Source organism: Marinifilum sp. RC60d5 (assembly GCF_052400665.1).
GTDB lineage: Bacteria > Bacteroidota > Bacteroidia > Bacteroidales > Marinifilaceae > JBQTGK01.
In genome coordinates this window covers 1-25,886 of sequence record NZ_JBQTGK010000015.1, presented here as the reverse complement: position 1 = coordinate 25,886, position 25,886 = coordinate 1, and the positions used below count along the sequence as shown (strand labels likewise).

Below are 25,886 nucleotides of genomic sequence, written 5' to 3'. Positions count from 1 at the left end.
AGAGCGTTAAGAAAATCAGAAAAAAGTAGCGTAAAGAAACCTGACGTGTTTGAGTAACGTTAGGCTTGAAGAATGAAAGACTAAAAGGACGAGTTTCAGGTTTTAGCGAAGAGATCTGATTTTTAGATCTTTTATCTGCGCGGAAGATTGTTATTCACAATAATAATTTTCACGGGTGTTCATGATCTCTCTTCGTTCGGTAGCAAACTTTTCATCAATGGAAAAGTTTGAGCCCGTCCGGCTAGAGGACAAGAAAGAAAATTGAAGGTCAAAGGTCAAAGTCCAAAGGTCAAAAGTCAAAGGTCAAAAATCCAAAATCTAATCCCGAAGTGCCGGGAAGCTGACTGCTAATTAATAATGAAGAATTAATAATTTCTGGCGGCTATTTTCCGACATTGCCAAAGCAGGTGGGGAACCCATAGCTGCAGAAGGCGTTAAAAACAGAATCCCATGAGTGAGGAACGAGCGAATATTATTCTGTTTAGCCTTTAAAGCGTGATGGGTCACCGATTGGCGTAGTCTTGATTTTTTGTAACTTTTTTATCAAGAAAAAAGTTTAAAAAGCCCGTCCGGCTAGAGGACAAGAAAGAAAATTAAAGGTCAAAGGTCAAAGGTCAAAGGTCGAAGGTCAAAGGTCAAAGGTCGTAGATCAAGCACTGCCAGGTAAAGTAATCATAAACATCGAGAAAATAATCGCAAGCATAAGAAAATAAACAGATTGCCGCAGCCTCGTTCCTCCGCCTCGCAAAGACAGAGGAAATGAGGACAAGTAACAAGTAACAAGTAACAAGTAACAAGTAACAAGTAAATCCTGGCAGAACGCTGCCCTCTTTACAAACTACTTAAATCAATAGGCTCCCCATTTTTAAACAAAACAATAAATGCACCAGAAACACCACAGGAATCTTTAAATTGTTCAGCCTTACGGTAGGTTTTAAACTGTCCGATTGCATATTTGTGCCATCCGGAAAGAAACTGATGAGCGATTACTTCATTGCCCGAATAGATTTTGTACAACTCCTCGGCAGGAGCCGCGTTTTTACAGGCCAGAATCTGAATTCTGTAGATTAACTCAGGGGCTACTTGCTTAGGAGCTTGTGGCACTAACTTTTTTGGGGCTGGTTTTTCCTTGGCAAGTAAAGTTTCTTTTGCAGGCTTCACAATTTTTGCGGTACTATAAATATCATATCCACCAGCACCACGTTCCGAAGAGAAAAAAGCTTCCCCATCGTCCGATTTAAAATATTGTATGTCATTGTATGGACTGTTCACGGGAGCGCCCATGTTTACCGGATCACTCCACCCACCATTTTGCAGACGCTCACATTTAAAAATATCATATCCACCCATGCTGTTGTGGCCTTTCGAGTTAAAGAATAGTTCTTTTCCGTCCTTGGTAACAAACACATCGGCCTCGTCGAACGGGGTGTTGATGTGCAGGCCTATATTTTTAGGAACCGACCAGTTTCCGCCTTTTATTTTAGTACAGAAAAAAATGTCACATGCTCCGTAGCTGCCACTTCGGTCGCTCACAAAGTAAAGCTCATTGCCAGCAATGCATGCCGAAGCCTCTCTCGACGATAGGGTGTTGACCCCTTTTATTGCTTTTACAGCAGTCCATTTGTTGTCTTTTTTTTCGGCCGTGTAGATATCTCCGCCATTATCAATACCGGCATAAAAAGCGAAGGTGTTGTTTCCGATACAATCAACCAGGGCAACATTTAGAATCTCATCGAAGGGAATGTTCTCTATTTTAACATCTTGGAAACCATCCTGATCGGTGCTTACTGAATATACTTTTTCGATAGACTTGCTACTTGAATTTAATTTTCGCTGTGAGCTAAAATAAAACACATGATCTACTTTTACGGGGTTAAGATCATTGAATCGGGAATTCACTTTATCGTTTAACAGGCTAATGCTATAGCTTGCAGGTAATGATTGCAGGTGAATGCCGTTTCTGCACTCATTAATATGTTTTTCACAGAGTTCAATCAGATTTTTATTTTTTTCTCCTTTTATTTTAATCTCATTTTCGATGTTTTTATTAAACAGCTCAATGGCTTTATTAAATTCCGACCGGTACTGATAGCTAAGCCCGATATAAAAACAAAGGTCTTTACTTAGCATAGGGTTAAGCTGGTAGGCTGTCTCGAGATATTTTGTAGATTTTTCTTTCTGATTACTAAATAGATAGCAAATTCCGAGATTGTAATTTAATTCTGCATTGCCTTTGTTGTTCTTGTAAGCTTCTAAAAACAGAGCAATGCATTGATCTGTTGAATTGGCATCCTCCTCGAATAAATCTATTGCTTTTTTAATTTTGGAATAAGCAAGCGGAGATTTATCACTGGCAGTTACAAACTCACTTTTTTTAACGGATAATAATTTTTGAGCATCTGTTTGAGGAATACAGAACAGAGAAAAAATGAATATAAGAATGATGTTTTTAAAATTCATAATAAGCAAGATTAAAATTGTATGTTCGGATTTTTCTAAAGTAATCAAAATAATACTTTTTATTGCATATTATTGATCAATGTTCATAAATATGTTTTCTGTTACCATTTTTTTGGATTAAAAGGGTTGTATCTGCACCTTTTTTAGACGCTATTTTTTCTATTTCACTTCCTGAAATATGAGTTTTATTAAATAATAAGAATAGTAGATCTGATATTCTCATGATAATGTTATGTAACTTAGAAAAAACAATTGATTTCTGCTGAATTTTTCAATCGAAATATGTGTAGTATTAGATGTGATCTTGTTTAATGAGTAATATAACAGGATGCTTGATAAATGACTAGTGATTGTTGGTGTTATTTATGTTGATTATGAAACATTAATATGTTTACCAGGTTTTTCCATGCTTTAAAAGATGTAAATCTTTTAAAAGATAAACTTGACAGGTTCGAATAATAGTTTAGTCTGATAAAAGAGCCCTATAATCAATAAAAATAGGTTGTTGGTATTATTTGAACTGGTATTTTTATCTTTGTAAACTATTCTTTTCAGACTTAGGGGATGGAAGGAGTAGAGTGATGTTTTAAATATTTGTTTAGTATTTAAAAATCTATCGATAATAAAGTTAAGAGAAAAATAAAACAGACCAAAGACCAAAATGGGACTGAAGGGGCGAAGCTGTATCTGGAGGTGACATTTGTAATTTGAATTGTGAGTTAAATTATAATTTCAAAGATGGTTTTATTATGCTTTGTTGTTTAAAAATTTATTTGGAATATTTATATTTTACCGTATTAAGGTGTGCAGGAGAGAAGATTGATAAATAGCAAGATGGAGTATTTTTGGTATGCCATATATACAAAATCGCGCTCGGAGCGAAAGTTATACCAGGATTTATTGGATGCGGGAATTGAAGCTTACCTGCCCTTAAAAAAGGAACTCAAAACCTGGAGCGACAGAAAAAAATGGGTGGAATCACCACTTTTCACGTCCTATGTATTTGTTAGGGTTTCGGCCAAAGAATACCATCAGGCTCTGCTTTCGAATTATGCCGTTTGCTACGTAAGCATCCGCGGTAAAGCGGTACCCATACCCGAGAAGCAAATTGAGGCTCTTCGGATCTTCCTGAAAGATGAAAATAGAAAACTCGAGTTTAGCAGTGCCGATCTTAAAGCCGGTGATCGGGTAGAGGTTATCTGCGGTTCGCTAAAGGGAGCCACAGGTGAGATTACTCAGATTAGAGGCAGGCACCGTTTGGTTTTACGATTCGATAGTTTGGGAACCTGCCTGAGTACCGAAATAAAAATTGAGGAAGTGAAACAAACAAGTATTTAATCGTTTAAATTCCATTTTATAAATTTATCATAACGAATAATTGGTTTTTTTTTTGAATGTAAAAAGTGACCGAGCTGCTTTCCCTATGAACTATCCGGTTTAAGAAATTCAAATATCCCGACAAAGCCTTTGCAGTATTCTGTTGCCATAGCATTTGGCTATTTTGTATATCAGTAAATAAAAGATGAAGAAGCTGTTGAGTATTTTTGTTTTAATTGTTTAATGGGATAGAATTACGGTTAAAGAAACAATAAAATTTAAGCTTACTATCAAACTTAGAATCTTCCTGGCTAAAGGAGTAAGCAATTATAATGCCTACTAGCTTTTTCTGGAGAGATAATATTATCTTTTGATTTAACACAATATTTTCATCTTTTTGTGTATTTTTGAAAGTGTTAGCATTCCTATATCAAAATCTATATTGTAATGTGCTGATAATATTATCATTATAGAATAAAAACAATTTACAAATATCTATATATTATTTAATTATGAACTCTAAAAATATCATAAACCTAATTGTACTGACAAGCTTGTTGTTCTGTGCTTTAAACCTGAAGGCTACAAATAAAAAGAAGGATGCAGATGTTGCCAACCCTCAGTCTGTGGTGGAATCGAGATATGTTTTAAACGATAATATGTTTGGAAAAAGCATTCTATCTGGTGGAATTACCACAGGTCCCGAGTATAGTGGAGGTTTTGGTATAGAGGGAATGTACGAATACCGTATTGCCGACCGTTTTTCAATTGGTTTACAGGCTGATGTATATTTCGAAGAGTCTTCCCTCTCTAAGGGGAGAGACCTCACTGTGGGAACTCGTGCCAACTATCACCTGATTAAAGAAAATCGGATTGAAGCTAACAATTGGGACTGGTATGTGGGGCTTGATTTAGGAGTTGATTTAGATGGTGTATTTAATGAGCATAAAGATCCTGAAGCCTATTACGGAGCTCACACAGGGGTTCGATACAAACTAAACTACCGCTGGCTTACCTTCGCCGAAGTAGGTACCCGAAATGCAAGCATCGGCCTGGCACTTATGTTTTAGGGGATGATCGAAAGGTCGAAAAAGTCAAAGGTCAAAAAAGTCAAAGGTCGAAGGTCGAAGGTCGAAAATCCAAAATCCAATTCTGAAGTGTCGGGAAGCTTGGAGCTGATTGCTAATTAATTAATAATGAAGAATTAAAAATTAATAATTTCCAGCGGCTATTTTCCGACATTGCCAATGCAGGAGATGCTGAAACAAGTTCAGCATGACGAATGCTAGCGGCTTAGGACCCGCATCAGGAAAAGAGCGTTAAGAAAATCAGAAAAAAGTAGCGTAAAGAAACCTGACGTGTTTGAGGAACGTTAGATCCGAAGAATGAGGGACTAAAAGGACGAGTTTCAGGTTTTAGCGAAGAGATCTGATTTTTAGATCTTTTATCTGCGCGGAAGATTTTTTGCTTACTTTTTCATCTGAAAAAGGTAAGAGCCCGTCCGGCTAGAGGACAAAGAGTAATTAATAATGAGAAATTAATAATGAAGAATTAAAAATTAATAATTTCTGGCGGCTATTTTCCGACATTGCCAAAGCAGGAGATGCTGAAACAAGTTCAGCATGACGAATGCTAGCGGCTTAGGACCCGCATCAGAGAAAAGAACGTTAAGAAAATCAGGAAAAAGTAGCGTAAAGAAACCTGACGTGTTTGAGGAACGTTAGACCCGAAGAATGAGGGACTAAAAGGACGAGTTTCAGGTTTTAGCGAAGAGTTCTGATTTTTAGATCTTTTATCTGCGCGGAAGATTGTTATTCACAATAATAATTTTCACGGGTGTTCATGATCTCTCTTCGTTCGGTAGCAAACTTTTCATCAATGGAAAAGTTTGAGCCCGTCCGGCTAGAGGACAAAGAAAGAAAATCAAAGGTCGAAGGTCGAAGGTCAAAAATCCAAAATCTAATCCCGAAGTGCCGGGAAGCTGACTGCTAATTAATAATGAAGAATTAATAATTTCTGGTGGCTATTTTTCGACATTGCCAAAGCAGGTGGGGAACCCATAGCTGTAGAAGGCGTTAAAAACAGAATTCCATGAGTGAGGAACGAGCGAATATTATTCTGTTTAGCCTTTAAAGCGTGATGGGTCACCGATTGGCGCAGTCTTGATTTTTTGTAACTTTTTTATCAAGTACCGAACGAAGAGAGATTATGAATACCCGTGAAAATTATAAATGAATCAAAAAGTTTAAAGAGCCCGTCCGGCTAGAGGACAAAGAAAGAAAATCAAAAATCAAAGGTCAAAAATCAAGCACTGCCAGGTGAAGTAATAATAAACAGATTGCCGCGGCCTCGTACCTCCGCCTCGCAAAGACAGAGGAAATGAGGACAAAGAGAAATTAATAATGAAGAATTAAAAATTAATAATTTTTGGCGGCTATTTTCCGACATTGCCAATGCAGGAGATGCTGAAACAAGTTCAGCATGACGAATGCTAGCGGCTTAGGATCCGCATCAGAGAAAAGAGCGTTAAGAAAATCAGAAAAAAGTAGCATAAAGAAACCTGACGTGTTTGAGGAACGTTAGATCCGAAGAATGAGGGACTAAAAGGACGAGTTTCAGGTTTTAGCGAAGAGTTCTGATTTTTAGGTCTTTTATCTGCGCGGTAGATTTTTTGTTTACTTTTTCATCAATGGAAAAAGGAAAAGCCCGTCCGGCTAGAGGACAAAGAGAAGGAACAAGTAAAAAGGAACAAGTAAAAAGGAACAAGAGCCAGAAAAACAATTATAAAACTAGCGAAGAAAATAAAAATAAAAACAACATAATACTTAAACCCTCAATACAGCATACTTACAAGGCAAAGCGCACTAATGGCAATAGGATAAGACCATTAGATAAAGCTCTGTTTAACCTGCGATTTTTATTTTGTTAGTAAAAAGTTTTTAAATAAGCCTAAATCATTGTACATTAGATAGGTATTTTATAATACATAATAGAATCCCAGACAGTGATTTTAATTTATAAGCAAAAAGAAAATGATTACTACAAACCAAGTATCAGTAGCAATTCCAGAGGCAGACCTAGTTGCCGTTAAGGATGCCATTCAAATATTGAATGAGAAATTACTACCCCATTTAAAGAATCTTTCGGCTGACGATCGCCGCGAGATCCCGAAAATGGGAGATAAAACTTTTGCTTTCGTTAGTAAAGCTCACGCTCACATGATCGCAAATCCAAATTTAGTGCCTCCTTATCTGGAAGTTGAAGAACTTAAAGTGGATTTGGAAGCGGTGCAAACCCTCAAGCAAGTGTTCGGACCGCTGCAACAATTAACCGACCTTCTCGACGATACCATGTTATTATCAGGAAGTGAAGCGTACATTAGCGCACTTGCATTTTACAATTACGTGAAGGGAGCCGGAAAAGCGGGCGTGCCTGGAACAGATATGATCTACGAGGATCTAAGTAAAAGATTCCCCGGTAACTCTAAAAAGTAAAAAAATAGATATACAGTAATATTTACCCACTGTCTGGGGTTTTTTAAGAATCTAGAAAAGTTTAACCTTTACAATCTTGTACTTTTACACTCTTGTACTTTTACACTTTTGTACCTTTACACTCTTGTACTTTTACACTTTTAAACCTTACTTCCTATTTAACAGGGTGGGGGGGTACCTCAGAAGTACCAAACCGGAGTAAATAAGTACCAAACCGGAGCAAAAAGCTGCCAGGCCGATGCTCAGAAGTACCAAGCCGAAGAAATTAAGTACCAAAGCCCACCTTTTTAGTAGGAAGAGCTAGCTCAGAAGTACCAAAACGAAGCAAATAAGTACCAAGCCAAGATTTTTTAGAAGGAATTAGAAATAGCTTTGCGGCCCTAACAGTAGAAATACATTTTAAATTAAAGAATGCAAGAAGCAAAAACAGTTGAAAGTAAATCTATCGAAAACAACAAGCGCATTGCTAAAAATACACTTTTGCTTTATTTTAGGATGCTCCTTATAATGGGAGTTTCCCTTTATACTGTTAGAATTGTTTTAGATACATTAGGGGCTGTTGATTACGGGTTATATAATGTCGTAGGTGGAATTATTGTTATGTTTTCTTTTTTAAGTAATACTATGGCTTCAGCTTCGCAACGTTTCTTTGCTTTTGAGTTGGGACGAAAAAATTACGATCAGTTGAAGAAAACTTTTAGTATGACCATGACCATTTATGGGCTGATTGCTATTCTTATTTTAATCCTTGCTGAAACGGTCGGTTTGTGGTTTTTAAATACTCAATTAGCTATACCTATGGAACGCAAGGATGCAGCAAATTGGGTATATCAATTTACCATCTTTTCGTTTATGATAACCATGATTACTGTGCCTTATAATGCAGCCATTATATCACACGAGCGTATGAAGGTTTATGCCTATGTAAGTATTCTTGAAGCTATTTTGAAATTGGTAGTTGTTTATTTTTTGGTGCTGTTTTCATACGATAAATTAAAACTCTATGCAGTGCTCACGTTTGGGGTAACCTTGTTGATTACCTTTGTTTACCGACGATATTGCAAAAAGAAACTACAGGAATGTACTTATAGTTATTATTGGAATAAAGCTTTATTTAAGAAGTTGATTGGTTATTCAGGTTGGAATTTGTTTGGATCTCTAGCAGCTTTATTTAATAATCAGGGTATTAATATACTTCTAAATATCTTTTTTGGTCCAGTTGTAAATGCAGCAAGAGCAATAGCTTATCAAATTAGTAATGCAATCAATCAATTTGTTTCTAATTTCATGACAGCTACGCGCCCCCAAATTACAAAATATTATGCCAATGGGGAAAATGAAAATATGCTAAGTTTAGTTTTTCGAAGTTCTAAATTTTCATATTTATTACTGTTTATGCTTTCTATGCCAGCTTTATTGGAAACAAAATTTATATTGACTGTATGGTTAAAAGAAATACCTGAGTATGTTATTACTTTTACTCGTTTAATAATTATTACTTCTTTAATTGATTCTTTATCATATCCTTTAATGACTGCGGCCCAGGCTACAGGGAAAATTAAGTTATATCAAGTAACTGTAGGAGGTATGATGTTGGCAAATATACCTGTTTCTTATTTTTTTCTAAAAATGAATTATCCCCCACAATCTGTATTGTATATTGCAATTGTTAATTCATTCGTTTGTTTATTTATCAGGCTTCTTTTATTACGGCAAATGGTTGGTTTATCTATTATAAAATTTATAAGAAGCATCATTTTTATAATAATATTGGTTAGCCTTATCGCATATATAATTCCAATGGTAACATTGTTTAAATTGGAAGAAGGTATATATCGTTTTTTACTTGTCAGTTTTTTAGGTTTAATTAGTTCTTTAACGTCGAGTTTATTAATTGGATTAACACCTGTTGAACGTAGTTATGCATACAATATACTTCAAAAAACAATTAAGAAAAAAATACATTAAATTATGTTGGTAAAAATATTGAAAGTAATACTGCCAAATACAATGTTAGCTTGGATTATATCCAAGAAAAATATGTTTAGAGCATTCAAATATGATTTCCAAAGGTATAGTGTTTATTCTCGTTCCAATGGCAACAATTCACCTGAGAAATTGTTAGGTCAAATTATAACCATATACCATGTTATTGAAAAAGGTTTAACTATGCCAAACCCGAGATTAGGATTTGGTAAAGAAAGAATAATTCAACTTTGCGAGTTGTGTATTCAATATATTGATGGTTATGGTAGTGAAGAAGAGCAGCTTACGCATGCAATACAGGTTGTTTTAGAGTATAAAGAATTTCATAGAAATAAATTTAAATTAGAAGCTGCTATACTAGCGGCTATGGAAAAACTTGAGCATAAACAAATAAGCCTTTTGCCAAGTAAGCAAAAAGAAATTACAAAAAGTGATTTTTTTTATAATCGCTATGAAAATTTTTACGAATTTTCTAATTCAAGAGCAAGTGTTAGAAACTTTTCTAGCGAAAATATTCCAATGAAGAAAATCATAGAGGTTTTGGAACTGGCTAAGAATACTCCTTCTGCATGTAATCGTCAATCATGGCGTACCTATTCGTTTTCAGAAAAAAATCAAATAGAGAAAATATTAGATGCACAAGGAGGAAATAGAGGGTTTGGTCATCTTGCAAACAAAATAATTGTAGTTGCAGGAGAACTTGGAGTTTTTGAGGGGGTTGCGGAACGAAACCAGGTTTTTATAGATGGAGGAATATATTCTATGAATTTATTATACTGTTTACATTATTATGGAATTGCTGCATGTATCTTAAATTGCAGCCATGGTCCAGAAAAAGATAAAATAATGCGTAATCTATGTAAGATTAAAGAATCTGAAGTGTTTGTTTCTATTGTTATATGTGGTATACCACCCGAATCTTTTATGATAGCTAATTCTCAAAGACATAATTTGAAAAAAACAAATATCAATAGATAATATCAGTATAATTATATGAAAATAGGAATATTAACATATCATCGAGCTCATAATTATGGAGCTGTGTTACAATGTTATGCATTAAAGAAGTATTTAAGTAAATTAGGATACAATCCTATTGTAATTGATTATTATTACCCAGAACACCTTAAAGTATATGACCATTTCAGTTTACCGTTATTTTTTAAGAAAGGATTAAAGGATAAAATCAAGTATGTTTTATATGCAATAATAAAATTCCGGTCGAAAAGAAAAAGAATAAATTTGTTTAATTCATTTATTGAAAAACATATTAATCCTGTAAGTGATTTTAAGAATTTTGACTTAGTCATATATGGTAGTGATCAAATATGGAGAAAACAACCTTTTTTAGGAGATAATTATGGTCCGATTTATTTTGGTTCGACAGAGATATCTTCACATAAAAAAGTTGCATTCTCAGCTAGTATGGGAGTCATATCAAAAAAACAAGATGATATGATAAAGGTGAAAAATTACCTGCAAAATTTTGATGAAATTTCGGTGAGAGAAGAATCATTAAAAGATCATTTGGATAATATATTTAGCAAACCTATTCTTCATACACTCGATCCTGTGTTTTTACTTTCCCAGAAAGAGTGGGAAGAATGTCTAAATCTTACTCCCGTTATTACATATCCTTATATCCTTTACTATAATCTTCATAATTCACCAATCCTCAATAACCATGTGAAAAAACTGGTAAAAGAGAATAATTTTAAAGTAATTGAAATTAGAGGTGAAATAAACTCATTGAGATCCTCGATATTTAATACAATAGATCCAATTCAATTCTTATCTCTCATAAAACATGCCAATTACGTTGTATCTTCGTCATTTCATGGCACTGCACTTTCTATTATCTTTCAAAAGGCTTTTTGGACTTACGCAGGTCATAATAATGAAAGAATTTTGTCATTGCTAAAAGTTTATGATTTGGAATCCCGATTTATAAGTGATAATAATAAAATTGATGAATCTAAAATCAACTATTCATTGGTTGATAAAAAATTAGAAATACAACAAAATGTTATGTTTTCATATCTAGACAAAAACTTAAGAGTATAATGAAAGCACTAAGAATTACTTTATTTCTGCTCCTCTACCTTAACTTCTTAGGCATAACCTCTAATTCATTTTTTATTGCAAAAATAGTGGTATTTATTCCATTAGGGTGTTTCTTTTACAGTTTTACTAAGAAAATAGGTCTTTTTCATCGTAATTATATTTTTTTATTTATTGGGTTATTGTTAAGTGTTTTATCCTCTTATTTTTTTAGAAATCAAGCATTTTTGCATAGTGTCAACGCTTCATATTTTTTATTATTACTTTTCTTTTATTTCTACCTAAAAATAGAAAATCCAAGGATTAAGACAATAGAAGGTATTATCATATTTTTAGCAATTACTGTAAGTTTGTTTTACATATTGCAAAATTTACTATTGCCCTATGGTATTGTCTTTTTAAAATCAGCCGATAAAGACATGGACTTAACAGAAAATGGTCGATTCAGAATTATTGGGAGTACTATTTTTGGTTTAGGTTATTTTCTATCTTTCAATAAAATTATTACTAAAAGTAATAATAAATACATTTATCTAGCAACTGTTTTATTATGCTTGATTTCTGTGTTAATAATGAGATTCCGCACTCTGACAGTGGCTTTATTTATTTCTACATTTTTCTTAATGTATAAAACTTACGGACTTTCAAGGCGAATACTGTACTGGTCTGCAATAGTATTATTATCATTATTTATACTTTCTCAGGTGCCAATTGTTGAGGAACAATTGAATTATATTTTGGAAAAACAATTAGATAAATCTAATAGTTTCGAAAATGCAGACTATGCAAGACTTGTGTCTTTAGATTATTATGTGAATCATCATTTCAAAAGTCAGTTGGAAATGTTTACTGGATCAGGAATTCCGTATTACAAATCTGAATATGGTGTTTTGATGCAAGATCTTATAGATCAACATTTGTATTATGGAGATTGGGGGCTTTTTGGCTATTCTGTTGCCGTAGGATGGATTACAGTAATAGCTATTTTCTCTATTTTAATTAAAATTCTGTTCTTAAAAGTTGATAAAAACAAATATTATTTAAGCGCTTTTGTATTTTATCTTTTATTATCGAGTATAACAACGGCAGAGATTTTTAGGGAGGGTAATTTTTTAATTTTATCTTTATCTCTTTTTATAGCAGAGGTAGCAAATCGACAATATATTGTATATAATAATAAAATAGTTTATGCACAAAAAAAATATTGCAATAGTTGTTATAACGTATAATCGTTTGAACTCGTTAAAACGGTTACTGCTGACATTAAAAGAAGTTAATTTTTCGAATGATAAAATTCCTTTATACATAAGTATTGATTACAGTGGAAATGATATTATTGAAAAATATTGTGACGAATTTATTTGGCCTCATGGGGAAAAAATAGTTATTAAACATGCTGAAAATTTAGGCTTAAAACGGCATATCTTAAGTACAGGTGATCTATTATCTGCACACGATGCCTTAGTTGTTTTAGAAGATGACTTAGTAGTGTCTAATTGTATGTATAATTATATAAAACAATCAGTAGTAAAATATTCTAAAAATAAGAACATTGCAGGAGTAAGCTTATATTCATTTGCAGTAAATTATCAAAATTGGAAACCATTTAACCCTGTAAAAAACGAATACGATGCATATGCTATGAATTGCGCTCAGTCATGGGGGCAAATATGGTTTGCCGATCAGTGGTTTGAGTTCAAAAATTGGCTTTTACAAAATAAGGATTTTGCATTTTCTGATAAAATTCCCCAAACCTTAATGGGATGGACCAAATCTTGGCTTAAGTATCACACAAGATATTGTATCGAGAAAAATAAATATTTCATTTACCCTTACGTTTCATTATCAAGTCCAACTTCTGAGGCAGGTGTTCATAGTAAAGAAGAGTATTCTCAAACAGTAGTAGCTTTGCAAGATGGCAATATGGTAAATTACCGTTTGCCATTACTAGAAGAATGCATAAAATATGATGGCTTTTTTGAAAATAAAAATTTGTATTCGTTCCTCAATAAAAACCACAATGAACTTTGTTTAGATCTTAATAATACGCGTAACAAATATTCTTCAAGATATATTTTAACAATGAAATCATTGCCTTTTCGTGTTGAAAAGTCTTATGGTCTAAATCTGTTTCCTTCAGAATTAAATGTTTTGCGTAACATAAACGGAACGGGCATTTTTCTTTATGATACGTTAGTCGTTGAAAAAAAACCCATAATAGATACTATATTCTTTGGAAAATACACACACAGATTTAATTCACTGAAATGTTTTATGAAAGACTGTGGTATTATTCCTTTATTAAAATCATTTATTAAAAGATAGTATGGATATTTTTACTAAAACCACCAAGTATTTATTATGTAAGGTTAAGTTTAGGAAACAATGTAACTTTGGATTTCAAGCCGACATAAGTACAGAATCAATTTTTGAGGGGTTTAATAAGATTGCGAGTGGTTCATATTTCAAAGGTTATCTTGGTTTACATTCTTATATTTCGACAAATGCAACTATTTTGGCAAGAGTAGGTAGATTTACGTCGATAGGTCCCAAATGTGAAGTGATATATGGAACGCATCCTTATAAAAAACCTTTTGTGTCAACATCTCCCTATTTTATTGAAGGTACGGAATTTGAAGAGTTCAAATATGCTGATAAGGAAAACAAATATCCAGTCGTTATTGGCAATGATTGTTGGATCTGTAATGGGGCTTCAATTATATCAGGTATTACAATTAATGACGGTGCTGTTATTATGGCACGTTCTGTTGTTACTAAGGATATTCCTCCTTATGCTATTGTTGGAGGAATTCCTGCCAAAATTATAGGATATCGTTATTCTCAAGAAACAATTGAATGGCTTAGGAATTTAAAATGGTGGGAAAAGGATTTAGATTGGATAAATAAAAATAAAGCAAGTTTTACCAATCTTGATATTCTAAAAAAAATGGCCATTTAATATTTATATTCCTAAGGACTCCTTGAGGATAGCACACTAAACACGAATATAGTCCATATTTATTATCGAATAGAACGCTCTACTTAAATAATTATTACAAAATGAAAACTATTGCTGTTGTTATAACTGTATTCAATAGAAAAGATATAACATTAAATTGTTTAGAGAAAATTTACCAATTGAACCTTCCTACTAATGTTAAATTAGATATATTTCTCACTAATGATGGTTGTACAGATGGTACTCCAGAAGCTATTAGAGAACTATACCCTCAAGTTCATATTATTAATGGAAACGGTACTTTGTATTGGAATAAAGGGATGCACTTAGCTTGGCAGGTAGCAGCTAAGAGTAATTATGATTATTATCTATGGTTGAACGACGATACGTTTTTAGATGAAAATTGCATTGAAATTTTACTTAAAGCTTCTAATGTGAAAAGTAATAAAGCAATAATTGCAGGGGCGGTTGAAGACTTTAATCGGACTCAAATGACATATGGTGGTTTAAAAAAAAATCAAAAAAAGGTTATCCCCAATGGTACTATTCAAAAGATCGATTGTTTTAATGGTAATATTGTGCTAATTCCTTCATACGTATACAATATTGTAGGTAATCTAGATTATTTTTACAATCATACAAGGGGCGATAGCGATTATGGTTTAAGGGCAAATAAATTAGGTGTAAAATCTTATGAGGCGCCTATTTATTGCGGACAATGTGAAAGTCATGATACACTTAATTCTTGTTTTGATCCAGCTAATTCTTTAGCAAAGAGATGGAATTCTTTACATTCAATTAAAGGTATGCCACCTAAAATTGAATTTTACTACTGGAGAAAACATTCAAGTTTCATATTCGCTTCTTATTTTGTATTAACGAGGTGTTACATTCGGTGTCTTCTACCTAAATTATGGATTAAATTTGGTAGAGTAAATAATCAAAAATCAATTCTTTAAAATAAAATTAAAATGAAAACTGTAGGTTTATTTACATCTGTATTTTACAATAATATAGGGAATGCTTTTATCGATTTAGGTGCGGAAGCAACGTTAAAAGGTGCGTTGTCAGAAGAATTTAGTATAGTTAAATTAAGTCAATGCCCATTTTTTGCCTCTTCTATGAGCAGAGGGATGGCTTTAAAAGAATCTAAGCTCTTTCATTGGTTATGGGTTTCTGTAATGCAGAGATTTGCAAAACAACTACATGATCGATCTTATTCAATGGTTAAATCAAAAGACGTTTTTAATCTTCTAGATATAGTAGAATTAGATTATTTAATAATTCCTGGATGTGTACTTACTGTTCCTTTTTTTAAAATCTTCGGTAATGCATTAAAAAAAGCTAATTCTAATGGAACTAAACTAATCTTTCTAGGTGCTAGTGGTAATTTCTATACTGACTATGAAGTGAAATTTGTATCAAGTTATTTGAAGGAACTTAATCCTCATGCTATAATGACAAGAGATAGTAGGGCATTTGAATTTTATTCAAGTTATTCTAAACATGTTTTTAATGGTATTGATAATGCATTTTTTGTAAATAAAATTGCTGAAACGAAAGTGAATACATATAATAAATCCTATGTAATAATAAATTTTGATGAGCCAAAGCATAAGAGTATAAAGGATAAGTGTTCAAAAGAATTTAAGAATGTAATATTTACTAATCATAAACCCTATCCATACTCAAATATTAAGAAATTATCAGAAAAAGGTATTATGGTATCAGATACGCCGTTAGATTATTTATTATTATACGCAAATGCTTCCGAAGTACATTCTGATCGAGTTCATGCATGTATCCCCGCACTTTCATTTGGTAATAAATGCAAATTATATTCAGACTCACCTAGAATTGCTCTTTTCGAGAATGCAGGTTTGTCTGATATCACTGAAAAGGTTGTGTCGATTGATGGGCTAAAAGAGAAACAGGATTGTCAGATGGATTTTTTAAGATCCGTATTAAAATAAATCGTTATATCAATTTTATGGCTTACTTTGAGATATGTGGTTAACAGATTTCATTTAATGAAGTTATAATGGGGTTTACATGAAATCTATTAAAAAGAAATGAATATACTTTTTTTATATCGTGTTTTTCCGTGTTACGGAGGTGTAGAAGTTGTAACAACAGTATTAGCAAATGAATTTGTGAAAGATGGACATAATGTTTGTATTGCTTCATTTGAGCAGCCGAATATGGAATTATTGGATAAACTCTCTTCCGGCATAGATTTAATAACTTTGGATTATTCTGCTAATTCTAGAAGAAATGCTAAAAAGTTGCATCATGAAATTATTTCTCGAGATATTGATCTAATTATTAATCAGTGGGGGCTTCCATATAAAACCACAATGCTTTGCAATAGAGCGATTCACAATACTAAATGTAAATTAGTTTCTGTTTTGCACGGTTCTCCTTATACTTCAAAAGTAATACTTACTGCTCAAGATAAGATTAAAGAATCGTCTAATAATATTAGTAAGGCAATAAACTATCTTATTTATAGAACTAAAGATGAGATTATAAGGTGGAGTATTCGTTATAATGTAAAACACAACGAAAAATATATTCTATTATCAAATGGTTTTAAAGAATCGTTGTTGAAATATGCTCGAATATCTGATTCGCCTGCCATCATTGCTATAAGTAATCCTATTACAATTGATGTAGATTATTTACCCATGGATTTGACAGAAAAGAAGAAGCAACTTCTTTATGTAGGACGTATGGATTTTATTAATAAGCGTGTTAATAGAATTATTGAAGTTTGGCAAGAATTATTTAAAGATTATCCTGATTGGGAATTAGTATTAGTTGGAGATGGTCCGCATAAACAAAATCTAATAGACTATGTCTCTGAACATAAAATTGAACGCGTTAGATTTGAAGGATTTCAAGTAGAGCCACCAATAAAATTTTACAAGGATGCTTCTTTGTTTATTTTGACGTCAGATCTTGAGGGGTTTGGGTTAGTGTTGACTGAGTGTATGAGTTATGGTGTTGTTCCTATTGCTTATGGTAGTTACGAAGCTGTTTTTGATATAATTGATGATGGGAAATCTGGTTATATTACACCAACACCATATAGTAAAGAAATAACCAAAAAACATTTAATTAAGCTTATTGAAAACAAACAATTATTAAATGAAATGGCAAATGCTGCTATTGAAAAATCTAAAGAATTTATTATTAATTCAATTAAAGAAGAGTGGTACAAGCTTTTTTCTCAATTAAATTAAAAATTAACCTGCTGATAATTTTTCTTTTTATAGTGCCCCAAAAGGTTGTTACAGTGAATAATTTGATATACACTCATTGCGATTAGTTATGTGCAATGGTAAAAAAGACACCATTTAAGCGGACGAGAATAAATAATAACATAGAGAAAACAATAAAATAACAAAGAAAAAGATTATTGTACCAGCAGTTTTGCTATTTATTTTAGGCATTGCTTTTGTGGTTTTGTTTTATCCTCACTTGCGCGCAATAAGAAACATTATTTCATATACTGAAAATGTCGTTTCAACAACAGAAATGAGAAATTTCTATTTGAGTGACGGAGATGAAAAGTTATTGATTAATAATGCAATAAAGCAAAATTATCAAATTCATTTCGATGGGAAAGTTGAACTTTTTGAAACACTTTATATTGGCAAAGGAAACAACAGATGGTGTAGCAGTTACTTAAAACTCACAAAAGACAGCATTTATGCTTACATCAAAACAAACAGTACTAGACAACAACTTGCAACCAAACACAATTTACAACTAAACAATGATTTGTCAATTACTATTGACCAAAAATTAGATAGCGCAAGAATCTTATTAACAAACAAAATTGACTCATTTAAGATTTCAAGTAAATTTATAGGAATGGATAATCCTTTTATTCGTTCTGTTGGCTCAAAGATTAAAGTAAATGATTTTGCATTTGCTTGCAATGACTATAAAAACGAAGTATGGATTTTTGGAGACAGTTATGTTAGTTGTGCTAATCCAGCAAGATGGACATATTGGATATTTAAGGATAGTTTAAATTTTCTATGCGATGGATTACCTGGTGGTAAATCAATTCATTCTTATGATTTTTTAAGTACTGCAATAACCGTTAGTAAACCAAAGTATCTTGTGTGGTGCTTAGGAATGAACGATGGTAGTGACAAATACATAAATAATGTGAGTTGGTTGTTTTACACAGAGAAGGTACAAGAATTTTGTAAGAAAAATGGCATTACTCTTATATTTGGAATTGTACCTACTTGCCCAAAGGTGTTTAACAAATACAAAAACGAATACATTCGCAAGTCAGGCTATCGTTACGTTGATTTTGAAAAAGCACTATTTGACGAAAACGGGAATTGGAAAAATGGCTATTGTGCAGACGGTGTTCACCCGACAAAAGAAGGAGCAAAAGTAATGGCGGGGCAATTTTTAAAAGATTTTCCTGAAATGCTTCACTATAAAAAGAATTAATAAAAAAAACATATGCACACAACACTGTTTATAATTTATAAGGGTTTCAGTGGTTTTTGAGCGGTATCACCCACATCATCTTTGGGTACAACGTGATAGGTTTGAAGCTCGCAATCCCTTACGAAATCATACACCAACCGATATAGTCAAGTCTGGTAAGATAGGTACTTAGTTTTTTTTAGAGTTTATGTCTGAACCATAGTTTGATAGCAATATCTGAACAGATAAAAGATGATCCTGTTGATCTTGTGTTTTGCAAAAATATATTAAGAAAGGCAATAAACTAGAAAATAGTAAGTCGATTAAGTTTGAAAAATATATGTAGTTTTAACTTCTAAATTATATGAAAGAAATTGTTCGTCAAATCATTAATACAAATGATTATCCTCTTCAAACCATATTTAATGAAAAAAGGAAAATCTATACCTTTTTAAATCCTGTTTCCTATTTACTTGCTAGTAATCAGAAAGATAAATTTCATCAATTTGATGGAATTTTTGCGGATGGTGGAATTCTTTCTTTGTTTACAAAAACATACTATCGTAAAACAGTAAAAAGGAGAAGTTTTGATATGACTTCTGTTGCATCCTTGTTATTAGAGCATATCGTTAAAAATAAAAAAACAATTTATTTTGTAGGTGCCAAGAAAAATGAAATTACCAATTCAATGGTAAACATTAATAAGATCTACCCCGATTTAAATATTGTAGGATCACGTGATGGCTATTTTAATGGTGAGGTTGATCGGAAAAATACGATTAAAGATATAATAAGTAAAAATCCAGATTATTTAATCGTGGGTATGGGAACACCAATGCAAGAAGATTTTTTAGTAGAAACAAAAAATAGTGGTTTTTTAGGTATTGGTTTTACTTGTGGTGGATTTATTCATCAAATTGCAATGAATAAATTGGATTATTATCCTGTACTCTTTGATAAATTAAATATTCGGTGGATTTATCGTTTTTATAAGGAAAAACATACGCGAAGACGGTATGTTGAATCAGCTTTTGTTTTTCCTCTGAAGTTTACTATAGATTTTTTTAGTAGAAATTAGATATGAAAATATAAATTCAAATACTAAGATTTACATTGTAGAGAAAAAATATAATTGGGATACTATCGCCAAACAGGTTCTTCAGGTTTACGATAAAATGAATAATTAACAATACAAAAGTTGAATATTGATACTCGGGTCCAGCAGAGCTGGAGAGAATAAGGTTAAAGGTTAAAGTCCGTAGGGTGATGATCACCGCAGGTCATACAGGAGTATATGGCTGACTACTTATCAAAGAAAAAAATGAATTAACAGATTGCTTCGGTTGCCTTTGGTTCCCTCGCAATGATAAAAGAGAATAAAAAAAATGTCACAAAAAGTTGCCTTAATTACCGGAGTTACCGGACAAGATGGAGCCTATTTGGCGGAATATTTATTGAAACAAGGATATATTGTTCACGGGATGAAACGTCGTTCTTCTTTGTTCAATACCGATAGAATCGATCACATTTATCAGGATCCGCATGTAGAGAATCGTAATTTTATTCTGCATTATGGCGATTTAACCGATAGTATGAACATTACCCGTATCATACAGGAAGTACAACCCGATGAGATTTACAACTTAGCGGCTATGAGTCATGTGGCAGTAAGTTTCGAAACACCCGAGTATGTGGGCAATGCCGATGGATTGGGAACGCTTCGTATTTTAGAGGCCGTTCGTTTGCTGGGCCTAACAGAGAAAACCCGTATTTATCAGGCATCTACCTCCGAGTTGTACGGATTGGTGCAGGAAGTTCCACAAAAAGAAACTACCCCATTTTATCCTCGCTCTCCTTATGCGGTGGCAAAAATGTATGCCTACTGGATTACCGTAAACTATCGCGAGGCCTATAAAATGCACGCTTCAAACGGAATTCTGTTTAATCACGAGTCGCCCATACGAGGGGAAACTTTTGTAACCCGTAAGGTAACCCGTGCCATCAGCCGTATTGCTTTGGGCATGCAGGAGCAAACCTATATGGGGAATTTAAGCTCGAAACGCGATTGGGGTCACGCTAAAGATTACATCCGCGCCATGCACGCCATTTTACAGCAGGATAAGCCTTCGGATTATGTGATTGCTACGGGAATTACCACCAGCATTCGCGATTTTATATTGCTGGCCGCAAAAGAAGTGGGTTTAAGCATCGATTTCCGCGGAGAAGGAGTTGAGGAGAAAGGTCATTTAACCGCCGTTGATCAGCAAGTTTTCACTGATAAGGTGGGTGCTCAATATTTGCCTCAAATCCTCGAAAGAGTAAAAAATCAGGATGAAATTGTAGGGGTCGATCCTCAGTATTTCCGTCCTACCGAGGTGGATCTGCTAATTGGTGATCCAAGTAAATCGAATACCGTTTTGGGCTGGAAACCAGAGTACGATTTGGCCGGTCTGGTTGAAGACATGATGCAATCGGACATCAAGCTGTTCAAGAAAGATGCTTACCTGAAAGCAGGTGGTTATCAGGTTCTCAACTACTTTGAATAATCTGTCATTGCCAATTCCCTCTGTCATTGCGAGGAGGAAGCATGACGACGAAGCAATCTCCCCGAATCGAGCAGAACGACAAATAGCAGGCTACAAGTAATCAACAGATTGCCGCAGTCGCCACAGGCTCCTTCGCAATGACAATTCATACTGTCATTGCGAGGCTGAGGAACGAAGCCGAAGCAATCTCCCCGAATCGAGCAGAACGACGAATAACAGGCTACAAGTAATCAACAGATTGCCGCAGTCGCCACAGGCTCCTTCGCAAAGACAATTCATACTGTCATTGCGAGGCTGAGGAACGAAGCCGAAGCAATCTCCTCGAATCAGGCAGAACGACAAATAACAGGCTACAAGTAATCAACAGATTGCCGCAGTCGCCACAGGCTCCTTCGCAATGACAATTCATACTGTCATTGCGAGGAGGAAGCAGAACGACGAAGCAATCTTCCCGAATCGGGCAGAACGACAAATAAAAGAGCTACAAGTAATCAACAGATTGCGTCAGTCGCCACAGGCTCCTTCGCAATGACAATTCATACTGTCATTGCGAGGAGGAAGCATGACGACGAAGCAATCTCCTCGAATCGAGTAGAACGACGAAGCAATCTCCCCGAATCGGGCAGAACGACAAATAAAAGGCTACAAGTAATCAACAGATTGCGTCAGTCGCTAAGGCTCCTTCGCAATGACAATTCATACTGTCATTGCGAGGCTGAGGAACGAAGCCGAAGCAATCTCCTCGAATCGGGCAGAATGACAAATAGCAGGCTACAAGTAATCAACAGATTGCCGCAGTCGCTAAGGCTCCTTCGCAAAGACAATTCATACTGTCATTGCGAGGCTGAGGAACGAAGCCGAAGCAATCTCCCCGAATCGGGCAGAACGACAAATAACAGGCTACAAGTAATCAACAGATTGCCGCAGTCGCCACAGGCTCCTTCGCAATGACAATTCATACTGTCATTGCGAGGCTGAGGAACGAAGCCGAAGCAATCTCCTCGAATCAGGCAGAACGACGAAGCAATCTCCTCGAATCGAGCAGAACGACAAATAAAAGGCTACAAGTAATCAACAGATTGCCGCAGTCGCCACAGGCTCCTTCGCAATGACAATTCATACTGTCATTGCGAGGAGGAAGCATGACGACGAAGCAATCTCCCCGAATCGGGTAGAACGACGAAGCAATCTCCTCGAATCGGGCAGAATGACAAATAGCAGGCTACAAGTAATCAACAGATTGCGTCAGTCGCTAAGGCTCCTTCACAAAGACAAGTTTGTGAGGAGCGAATAAAAATATACAGATATGGATAAGAATTCAACAATATACGTAGCCGGTCATCGAGGTTTAGTAGGATCGGCCATTGTCAATAACCTAAAAGCCAAAGGATATACCAATTTGGTACTACGCACTCATGCCGAGCTCGATTTGCAGGATCAGCTGGCAGTAAAGGCTTTTTTCGATGCCGAGCAACCCGAGTATGTGGTGCTGGCAGCTGCTAAAGTAGGCGGTATCATGGCCAATAGCCTCTATCGCGGACAGTTCATTTATGAGAACCTGCAGATGCAGAACAATGTGATTCATCAGAGCTATTTGCATGGGGTGAAGAAGCTGCTCTTTCTGGGATCAACTTGTATCTATCCGAAAATGGCAGCTCAGCCCATGCCCGAAGATTGTTTGCTCACCGATACCCTGGAGTACACCAACGAGCCTTACGCCATTGCCAAGATCGCAGGTCTGAAAATGTGCGAAGCCTACAACCTGCAGTATGGCACCAATTATATTTCGGTGATGCCTACCAACCTGTATGGTCCCAACGATAATTTCAATTTAGAGACTTCCCATGTATTGCCGGCTATGGTGCGTAAAATCCATCTGGCAAAATGTTTGGAAGACAACAATTGGGAATCTCTTCGCGAGGATTTAAACCGCCGACCAGTTGAAGGTGTGGATGGGAATGCAGAAGAAAAGGAAATTATAGAGCTGCTAAATAAGTACGGTGTACAGATGGTGACAGATTGCCACGAGCAGAGCTCTCGCAATGACATTCGTCTTGATTTATGGGGCAGCGGCAAACCCTTGCGCGAGTTCCTTTGGTCCGAAGACATGGCCGATGCCTGTGTATTCCTTATGGAGAACAGAGATTTTGCAGATGTGGTGGAAGAATCACATTCGTGTAATTCGTCAAAATTAGCGGAATCCGCGTTGAACGAAGTACGCAACACCCATATCAACATCGGAACAGGAAAAGAATTGAGTATTCGCCAGTTGGCAGAAGCCATTCAAAAGGAAATTGGCTTTAAAGGCATCATAGAATTTGATACCAGCAAACCCGATGGTACCATGCGCAAGCTAACCGATCCATCGAAACTGCACGCTCTGGGCTGGAAACATAAAATAGAACTCGAGGAAGGAATTAAATTGATGTATGAGCATTATTTAGAAAGTGGAAAAGTGGAAAAGTGAAAAGGTGGAAAGGTGAAAAGGTCAAAGGTCGAAAATCCAAAGTTCAATCTCGAAGTGTCGGTAAGTTTGGAGCTGATTGCTAATTAATTAATAATGAGGAATCCAAAGTCTAAAGGTCAAAGGTCAAAGGTCGAAAATCCAAAATGCAATCCCGAAGTGTCGGAAAGCTTGGAGCTGATAGCTAATTAATAATGAAGAATTAATAATTAAAAATTTTCTGGCGGCTTTTTCCCGACATTGCCAAAACAGGAGATGCTGAAACAAGTTCAGCATGACGAATGCTAGCGGTAGGATCCGCATCAGAGAAAAGAGCGTTAAGAAAATCAGAAAAAAGTAGCGTAAAGAAACCTGACCTGTTTGAGGAACGTTAGGCTTGAAGAATGAAAGACTAAAAGGACGAGTTTCAGGTTTTAGCGGAGAGATCTGATTTTTAGATCTTTTATCTGCGCGGTAGATTTTTTGTTTACTTTTTCATCAATGGAAAAAGGAAAAGCCCGTCCGGCTAAAGGACAAGAAAGAAAATCAAAGGTCGAAGGTCGAAAATCAAGCACTGCACTGCCAGGTAAAGTCATCAAAAACATCGCGAAAGCTATCATCAGCATAAGATAATAAACAGATTGCCACGGCCTCGTACCTCCGCCTCGCAAAGACAGAGGAAATGAGGACAAAGAAAAATTAATAATGAAGAATTAAAAATTATCCGGCGGCTTTTTCCCGACATTGCCAAAGCAGGAGATGCTGAAACAAGTTCAGCATGACGAATGCTAGCGGTAGGATCCGCATCAGAGAAAAGAGCGTTAAGAAAATCAGAAAAAAGTAGCGTAAAGAAACCTGACTTGTTTGAGGAACGTTAGGCTTGAAGAATGAAAGACTAAAAGGACGAGTTTCAGGTTTTAGCGAAGAGATCTGATTTTTAGATCTTTTATCTGCGCGGTAGATTGTTATTCACAATAATAATTTTCACGGGTGTTCATGATCTCTCTTCGTTCGGTAGCAAACTTTTCATCAATGGAAAAGTTTGAGCCCGTCCGGCTAGAGGACAAGAAAGAAAATCAAAGATCAAAAATCAAGCACTGCAAGGTAAAGTCATTAAAAACATCGCGAAAGCTATCATCACCATAAGAAAATAAACAGATTGCCGCGGCCTCGTTCCTCCGCCTCGCAAAGACAGAGGGAATGAGGGGAAGAAAGAAAAAACAAGCTCCAAGCCCCAAATATCAAATAAAGTCTGGAAAAGTCGAAAGATCAAAGATCCAATACCCATTAACAATAAACAACAATATCATACCCATTTACTAAAAAAACCCTATATCAATGATTAGAGAACGAGAATCAGCCTTAGAGAAGTTCAGTGTAGGGCTTCAGGTATTAATTACGCTGGTCTGTTTTTACGCAGCCTGGTGGGGAACCCACTCTTTCATAAAGCCTGTTGGCGGAGAGTTTAGAGAATATAAAATTATCTTTTTATTTATTGCACCCCTATGGTTTGTACTGCTCGATAATTTCGGATTGGGCAAAATGATTCGTGTAAAAATGTATTCAACCCTTTTGGTGGAGTACATGACTGTTGTTGGCATCGGCATGGGCTTTGTGTTTACAGCAATTGTGATTATGGATTTTGATATGATCTCGCGCATGGTACTCATGGTATTTGCCATTAGCAACCTGATTGTTCTATATACATATAAGTGGATCATTTATCGGATCATGAAAACTTTACGTGGCAGAGGGTATAACTCCCGATCGGTATTAATAATTGCCGATGAGGACTCCTATTATTTTATTGATAGATTGATAGATACCAAAGATTGGGGATTTAAAGTCTGGGCCATTATGAGCGATAGCAAATACATAAGAGCCAAATACCGAAAAAACTATACCGTACTGCCCGAGCACAAGAACATGGCCGATGTGATAGATGGTAAGGCCCTTGATGAGGTAATGTATTGCAAAGGTGCTTTAGATCAGGATGAGATTCGAAGTTTGATATATGCCTGCTCCGAGGTGGGGGTAACCTTTAGAATGCAGTCGGAGCTGCTAAGCGTGGTGAGTGTACGTTCTCAGCTGGCTTATTTTAACCAGTTGCCTTTTCTTACTTTTATGAATACACCAAGTAATTATTTGGCATTAAAAATAAA

General features: G+C 35.0%; 20 protein-coding genes. 19 read left to right on the top strand and 1 reads right to left on the bottom strand.

The window, feature by feature from the left end; translation table 11 throughout:
- Positions 1 to 831: 831 nt before the first annotated feature.
- Positions 832 to 2,460 carry a hypothetical protein gene (locus ACT3CE_RS17790; RefSeq protein ID WP_444711117.1) on the bottom strand — a complete coding sequence of 543 codons (1,629 nt, stop codon included), beginning with the start codon at positions 2,458 to 2,460 and terminating at the stop codon, positions 832 to 834.
- Between the two features lie 834 nt (positions 2,461 to 3,294).
- Here ACT3CE_RS17790 and ACT3CE_RS17785 point away from each other — a divergent pair.
- The 19 genes from ACT3CE_RS17785 to ACT3CE_RS17695 form a co-directional block, all read left to right on the top strand.
- The gene (locus ACT3CE_RS17785) at positions 3,295 to 3,798 is read left to right on the top strand and encodes a UpxY family transcription antiterminator (protein WP_444711116.1); all 504 of its coding nucleotides are present in this window, start codon (positions 3,295 to 3,297) and stop codon (positions 3,796 to 3,798) included.
- Between the two features lie 491 nt (positions 3,799 to 4,289).
- On the top strand, positions 4,290 to 4,847 hold the full coding sequence (locus tag ACT3CE_RS17780) for a hypothetical protein (protein ID WP_444711115.1): 558 nt from the start codon (positions 4,290 to 4,292) through the stop codon (positions 4,845 to 4,847).
- Positions 4,848 to 6,466: 1,619 nt separating this feature from the next.
- On the top strand, positions 6,467 to 6,706 hold the full coding sequence (locus ACT3CE_RS17775; RefSeq protein ID WP_444711114.1) for a hypothetical protein: 240 nt from the start codon (positions 6,467 to 6,469) through the stop codon (positions 6,704 to 6,706).
- Between the two features lie 103 nt (positions 6,707 to 6,809).
- Complete coding sequence (locus tag ACT3CE_RS17770) at positions 6,810 to 7,271, top strand: hypothetical protein (protein WP_444711113.1); 462 nt, start codon at positions 6,810 to 6,812, stop codon at positions 7,269 to 7,271.
- Positions 7,272 to 7,682: 411 nt separating this feature from the next.
- The gene (locus ACT3CE_RS17765; RefSeq protein ID WP_444711112.1) at positions 7,683 to 9,239 is read left to right on the top strand and encodes a lipopolysaccharide biosynthesis protein; all 1,557 of its coding nucleotides are present in this window, start codon (positions 7,683 to 7,685) and stop codon (positions 9,237 to 9,239) included.
- A gap of 3 nt (positions 9,240 to 9,242) precedes the next feature.
- Positions 9,243 to 10,235, top strand: coding sequence for a nitroreductase family protein (locus ACT3CE_RS17760; protein WP_444711111.1), 993 nt, complete (start codon positions 9,243 to 9,245; stop codon positions 10,233 to 10,235).
- 15 nt (positions 10,236 to 10,250) lie between these two features.
- Positions 10,251 to 11,321 (top strand): polysaccharide pyruvyl transferase family protein, encoded by a 1,071-nt coding sequence (locus ACT3CE_RS17755; protein WP_444711110.1) that lies wholly within the window; start codon positions 10,251 to 10,253, stop codon positions 11,319 to 11,321.
- Complete coding sequence (locus tag ACT3CE_RS17750; protein WP_444711109.1) at positions 11,321 to 12,547, top strand: hypothetical protein; 1,227 nt, start codon at positions 11,321 to 11,323, stop codon at positions 12,545 to 12,547. The genes ACT3CE_RS17755 and ACT3CE_RS17750 overlap by 1 nt, the downstream gene beginning before the upstream one ends.
- Positions 12,507 to 13,643: a hypothetical protein gene (locus ACT3CE_RS17745; protein ID WP_444711108.1), complete on the top strand. Its 1,137-nt coding sequence runs from the start codon at positions 12,507 to 12,509 to the stop codon at positions 13,641 to 13,643. Before ACT3CE_RS17750 ends, ACT3CE_RS17745 begins: the two co-directional genes overlap by 41 nt.
- A gap of 1 nt (position 13,644) precedes the next feature.
- The gene (locus ACT3CE_RS17740; RefSeq protein ID WP_444711107.1) at positions 13,645 to 14,277 is read left to right on the top strand and encodes a CatB-related O-acetyltransferase; all 633 of its coding nucleotides are present in this window, start codon (positions 13,645 to 13,647) and stop codon (positions 14,275 to 14,277) included.
- Between the two features lie 101 nt (positions 14,278 to 14,378).
- Entirely contained in the window at positions 14,379 to 15,236 is an 858-nt protein-coding gene (locus ACT3CE_RS17735) for a glycosyltransferase family 2 protein (RefSeq protein ID WP_444711106.1), read from the top strand.
- A gap of 12 nt (positions 15,237 to 15,248) precedes the next feature.
- On the top strand, positions 15,249 to 16,250 hold the full coding sequence (locus ACT3CE_RS17730) for a polysaccharide pyruvyl transferase family protein (protein WP_444711105.1): 1,002 nt from the start codon (positions 15,249 to 15,251) through the stop codon (positions 16,248 to 16,250).
- 99 nt (positions 16,251 to 16,349) lie between these two features.
- Entirely contained in the window at positions 16,350 to 17,522 is a 1,173-nt protein-coding gene (locus ACT3CE_RS17725; RefSeq protein ID WP_444711104.1) for a glycosyltransferase, read from the top strand.
- A 295-nt stretch (positions 17,523 to 17,817) separates the two neighbouring features.
- Entirely contained in the window at positions 17,818 to 18,756 is a 939-nt protein-coding gene (locus tag ACT3CE_RS17720) for an SGNH/GDSL hydrolase family protein (RefSeq protein WP_444711103.1), read from the top strand.
- Positions 18,757 to 19,099: 343 nt separating this feature from the next.
- Positions 19,100 to 19,813, top strand: a complete 714-nt coding sequence (locus ACT3CE_RS17715) for a WecB/TagA/CpsF family glycosyltransferase (protein WP_444711102.1) — start codon at positions 19,100 to 19,102, stop codon at positions 19,811 to 19,813.
- A gap of 307 nt (positions 19,814 to 20,120) precedes the next feature.
- Positions 20,121 to 21,281 (top strand): GDP-mannose 4,6-dehydratase, encoded by a 1,161-nt coding sequence (gene gmd, locus ACT3CE_RS17710; protein WP_444711101.1) that lies wholly within the window; start codon positions 20,121 to 20,123, stop codon positions 21,279 to 21,281.
- Positions 21,282 to 22,587: 1,306 nt separating this feature from the next.
- Positions 22,588 to 23,748 carry a GDP-L-fucose synthase family protein gene (locus tag ACT3CE_RS17705; RefSeq protein ID WP_444711100.1) on the top strand — a complete coding sequence of 387 codons (1,161 nt, stop codon included), beginning with the start codon at positions 22,588 to 22,590 and terminating at the stop codon, positions 23,746 to 23,748.
- A 477-nt stretch (positions 23,749 to 24,225) separates the two neighbouring features.
- The gene (locus tag ACT3CE_RS17700; RefSeq protein ID WP_444711099.1) at positions 24,226 to 24,357 is read left to right on the top strand and encodes a hypothetical protein; all 132 of its coding nucleotides are present in this window, start codon (positions 24,226 to 24,228) and stop codon (positions 24,355 to 24,357) included.
- 705 nt (positions 24,358 to 25,062) lie between these two features.
- The coding region (locus tag ACT3CE_RS17695) for a hypothetical protein (RefSeq protein WP_444711098.1) at positions 25,063 to 25,886 on the top strand (824 nt) is incomplete at its 3' end.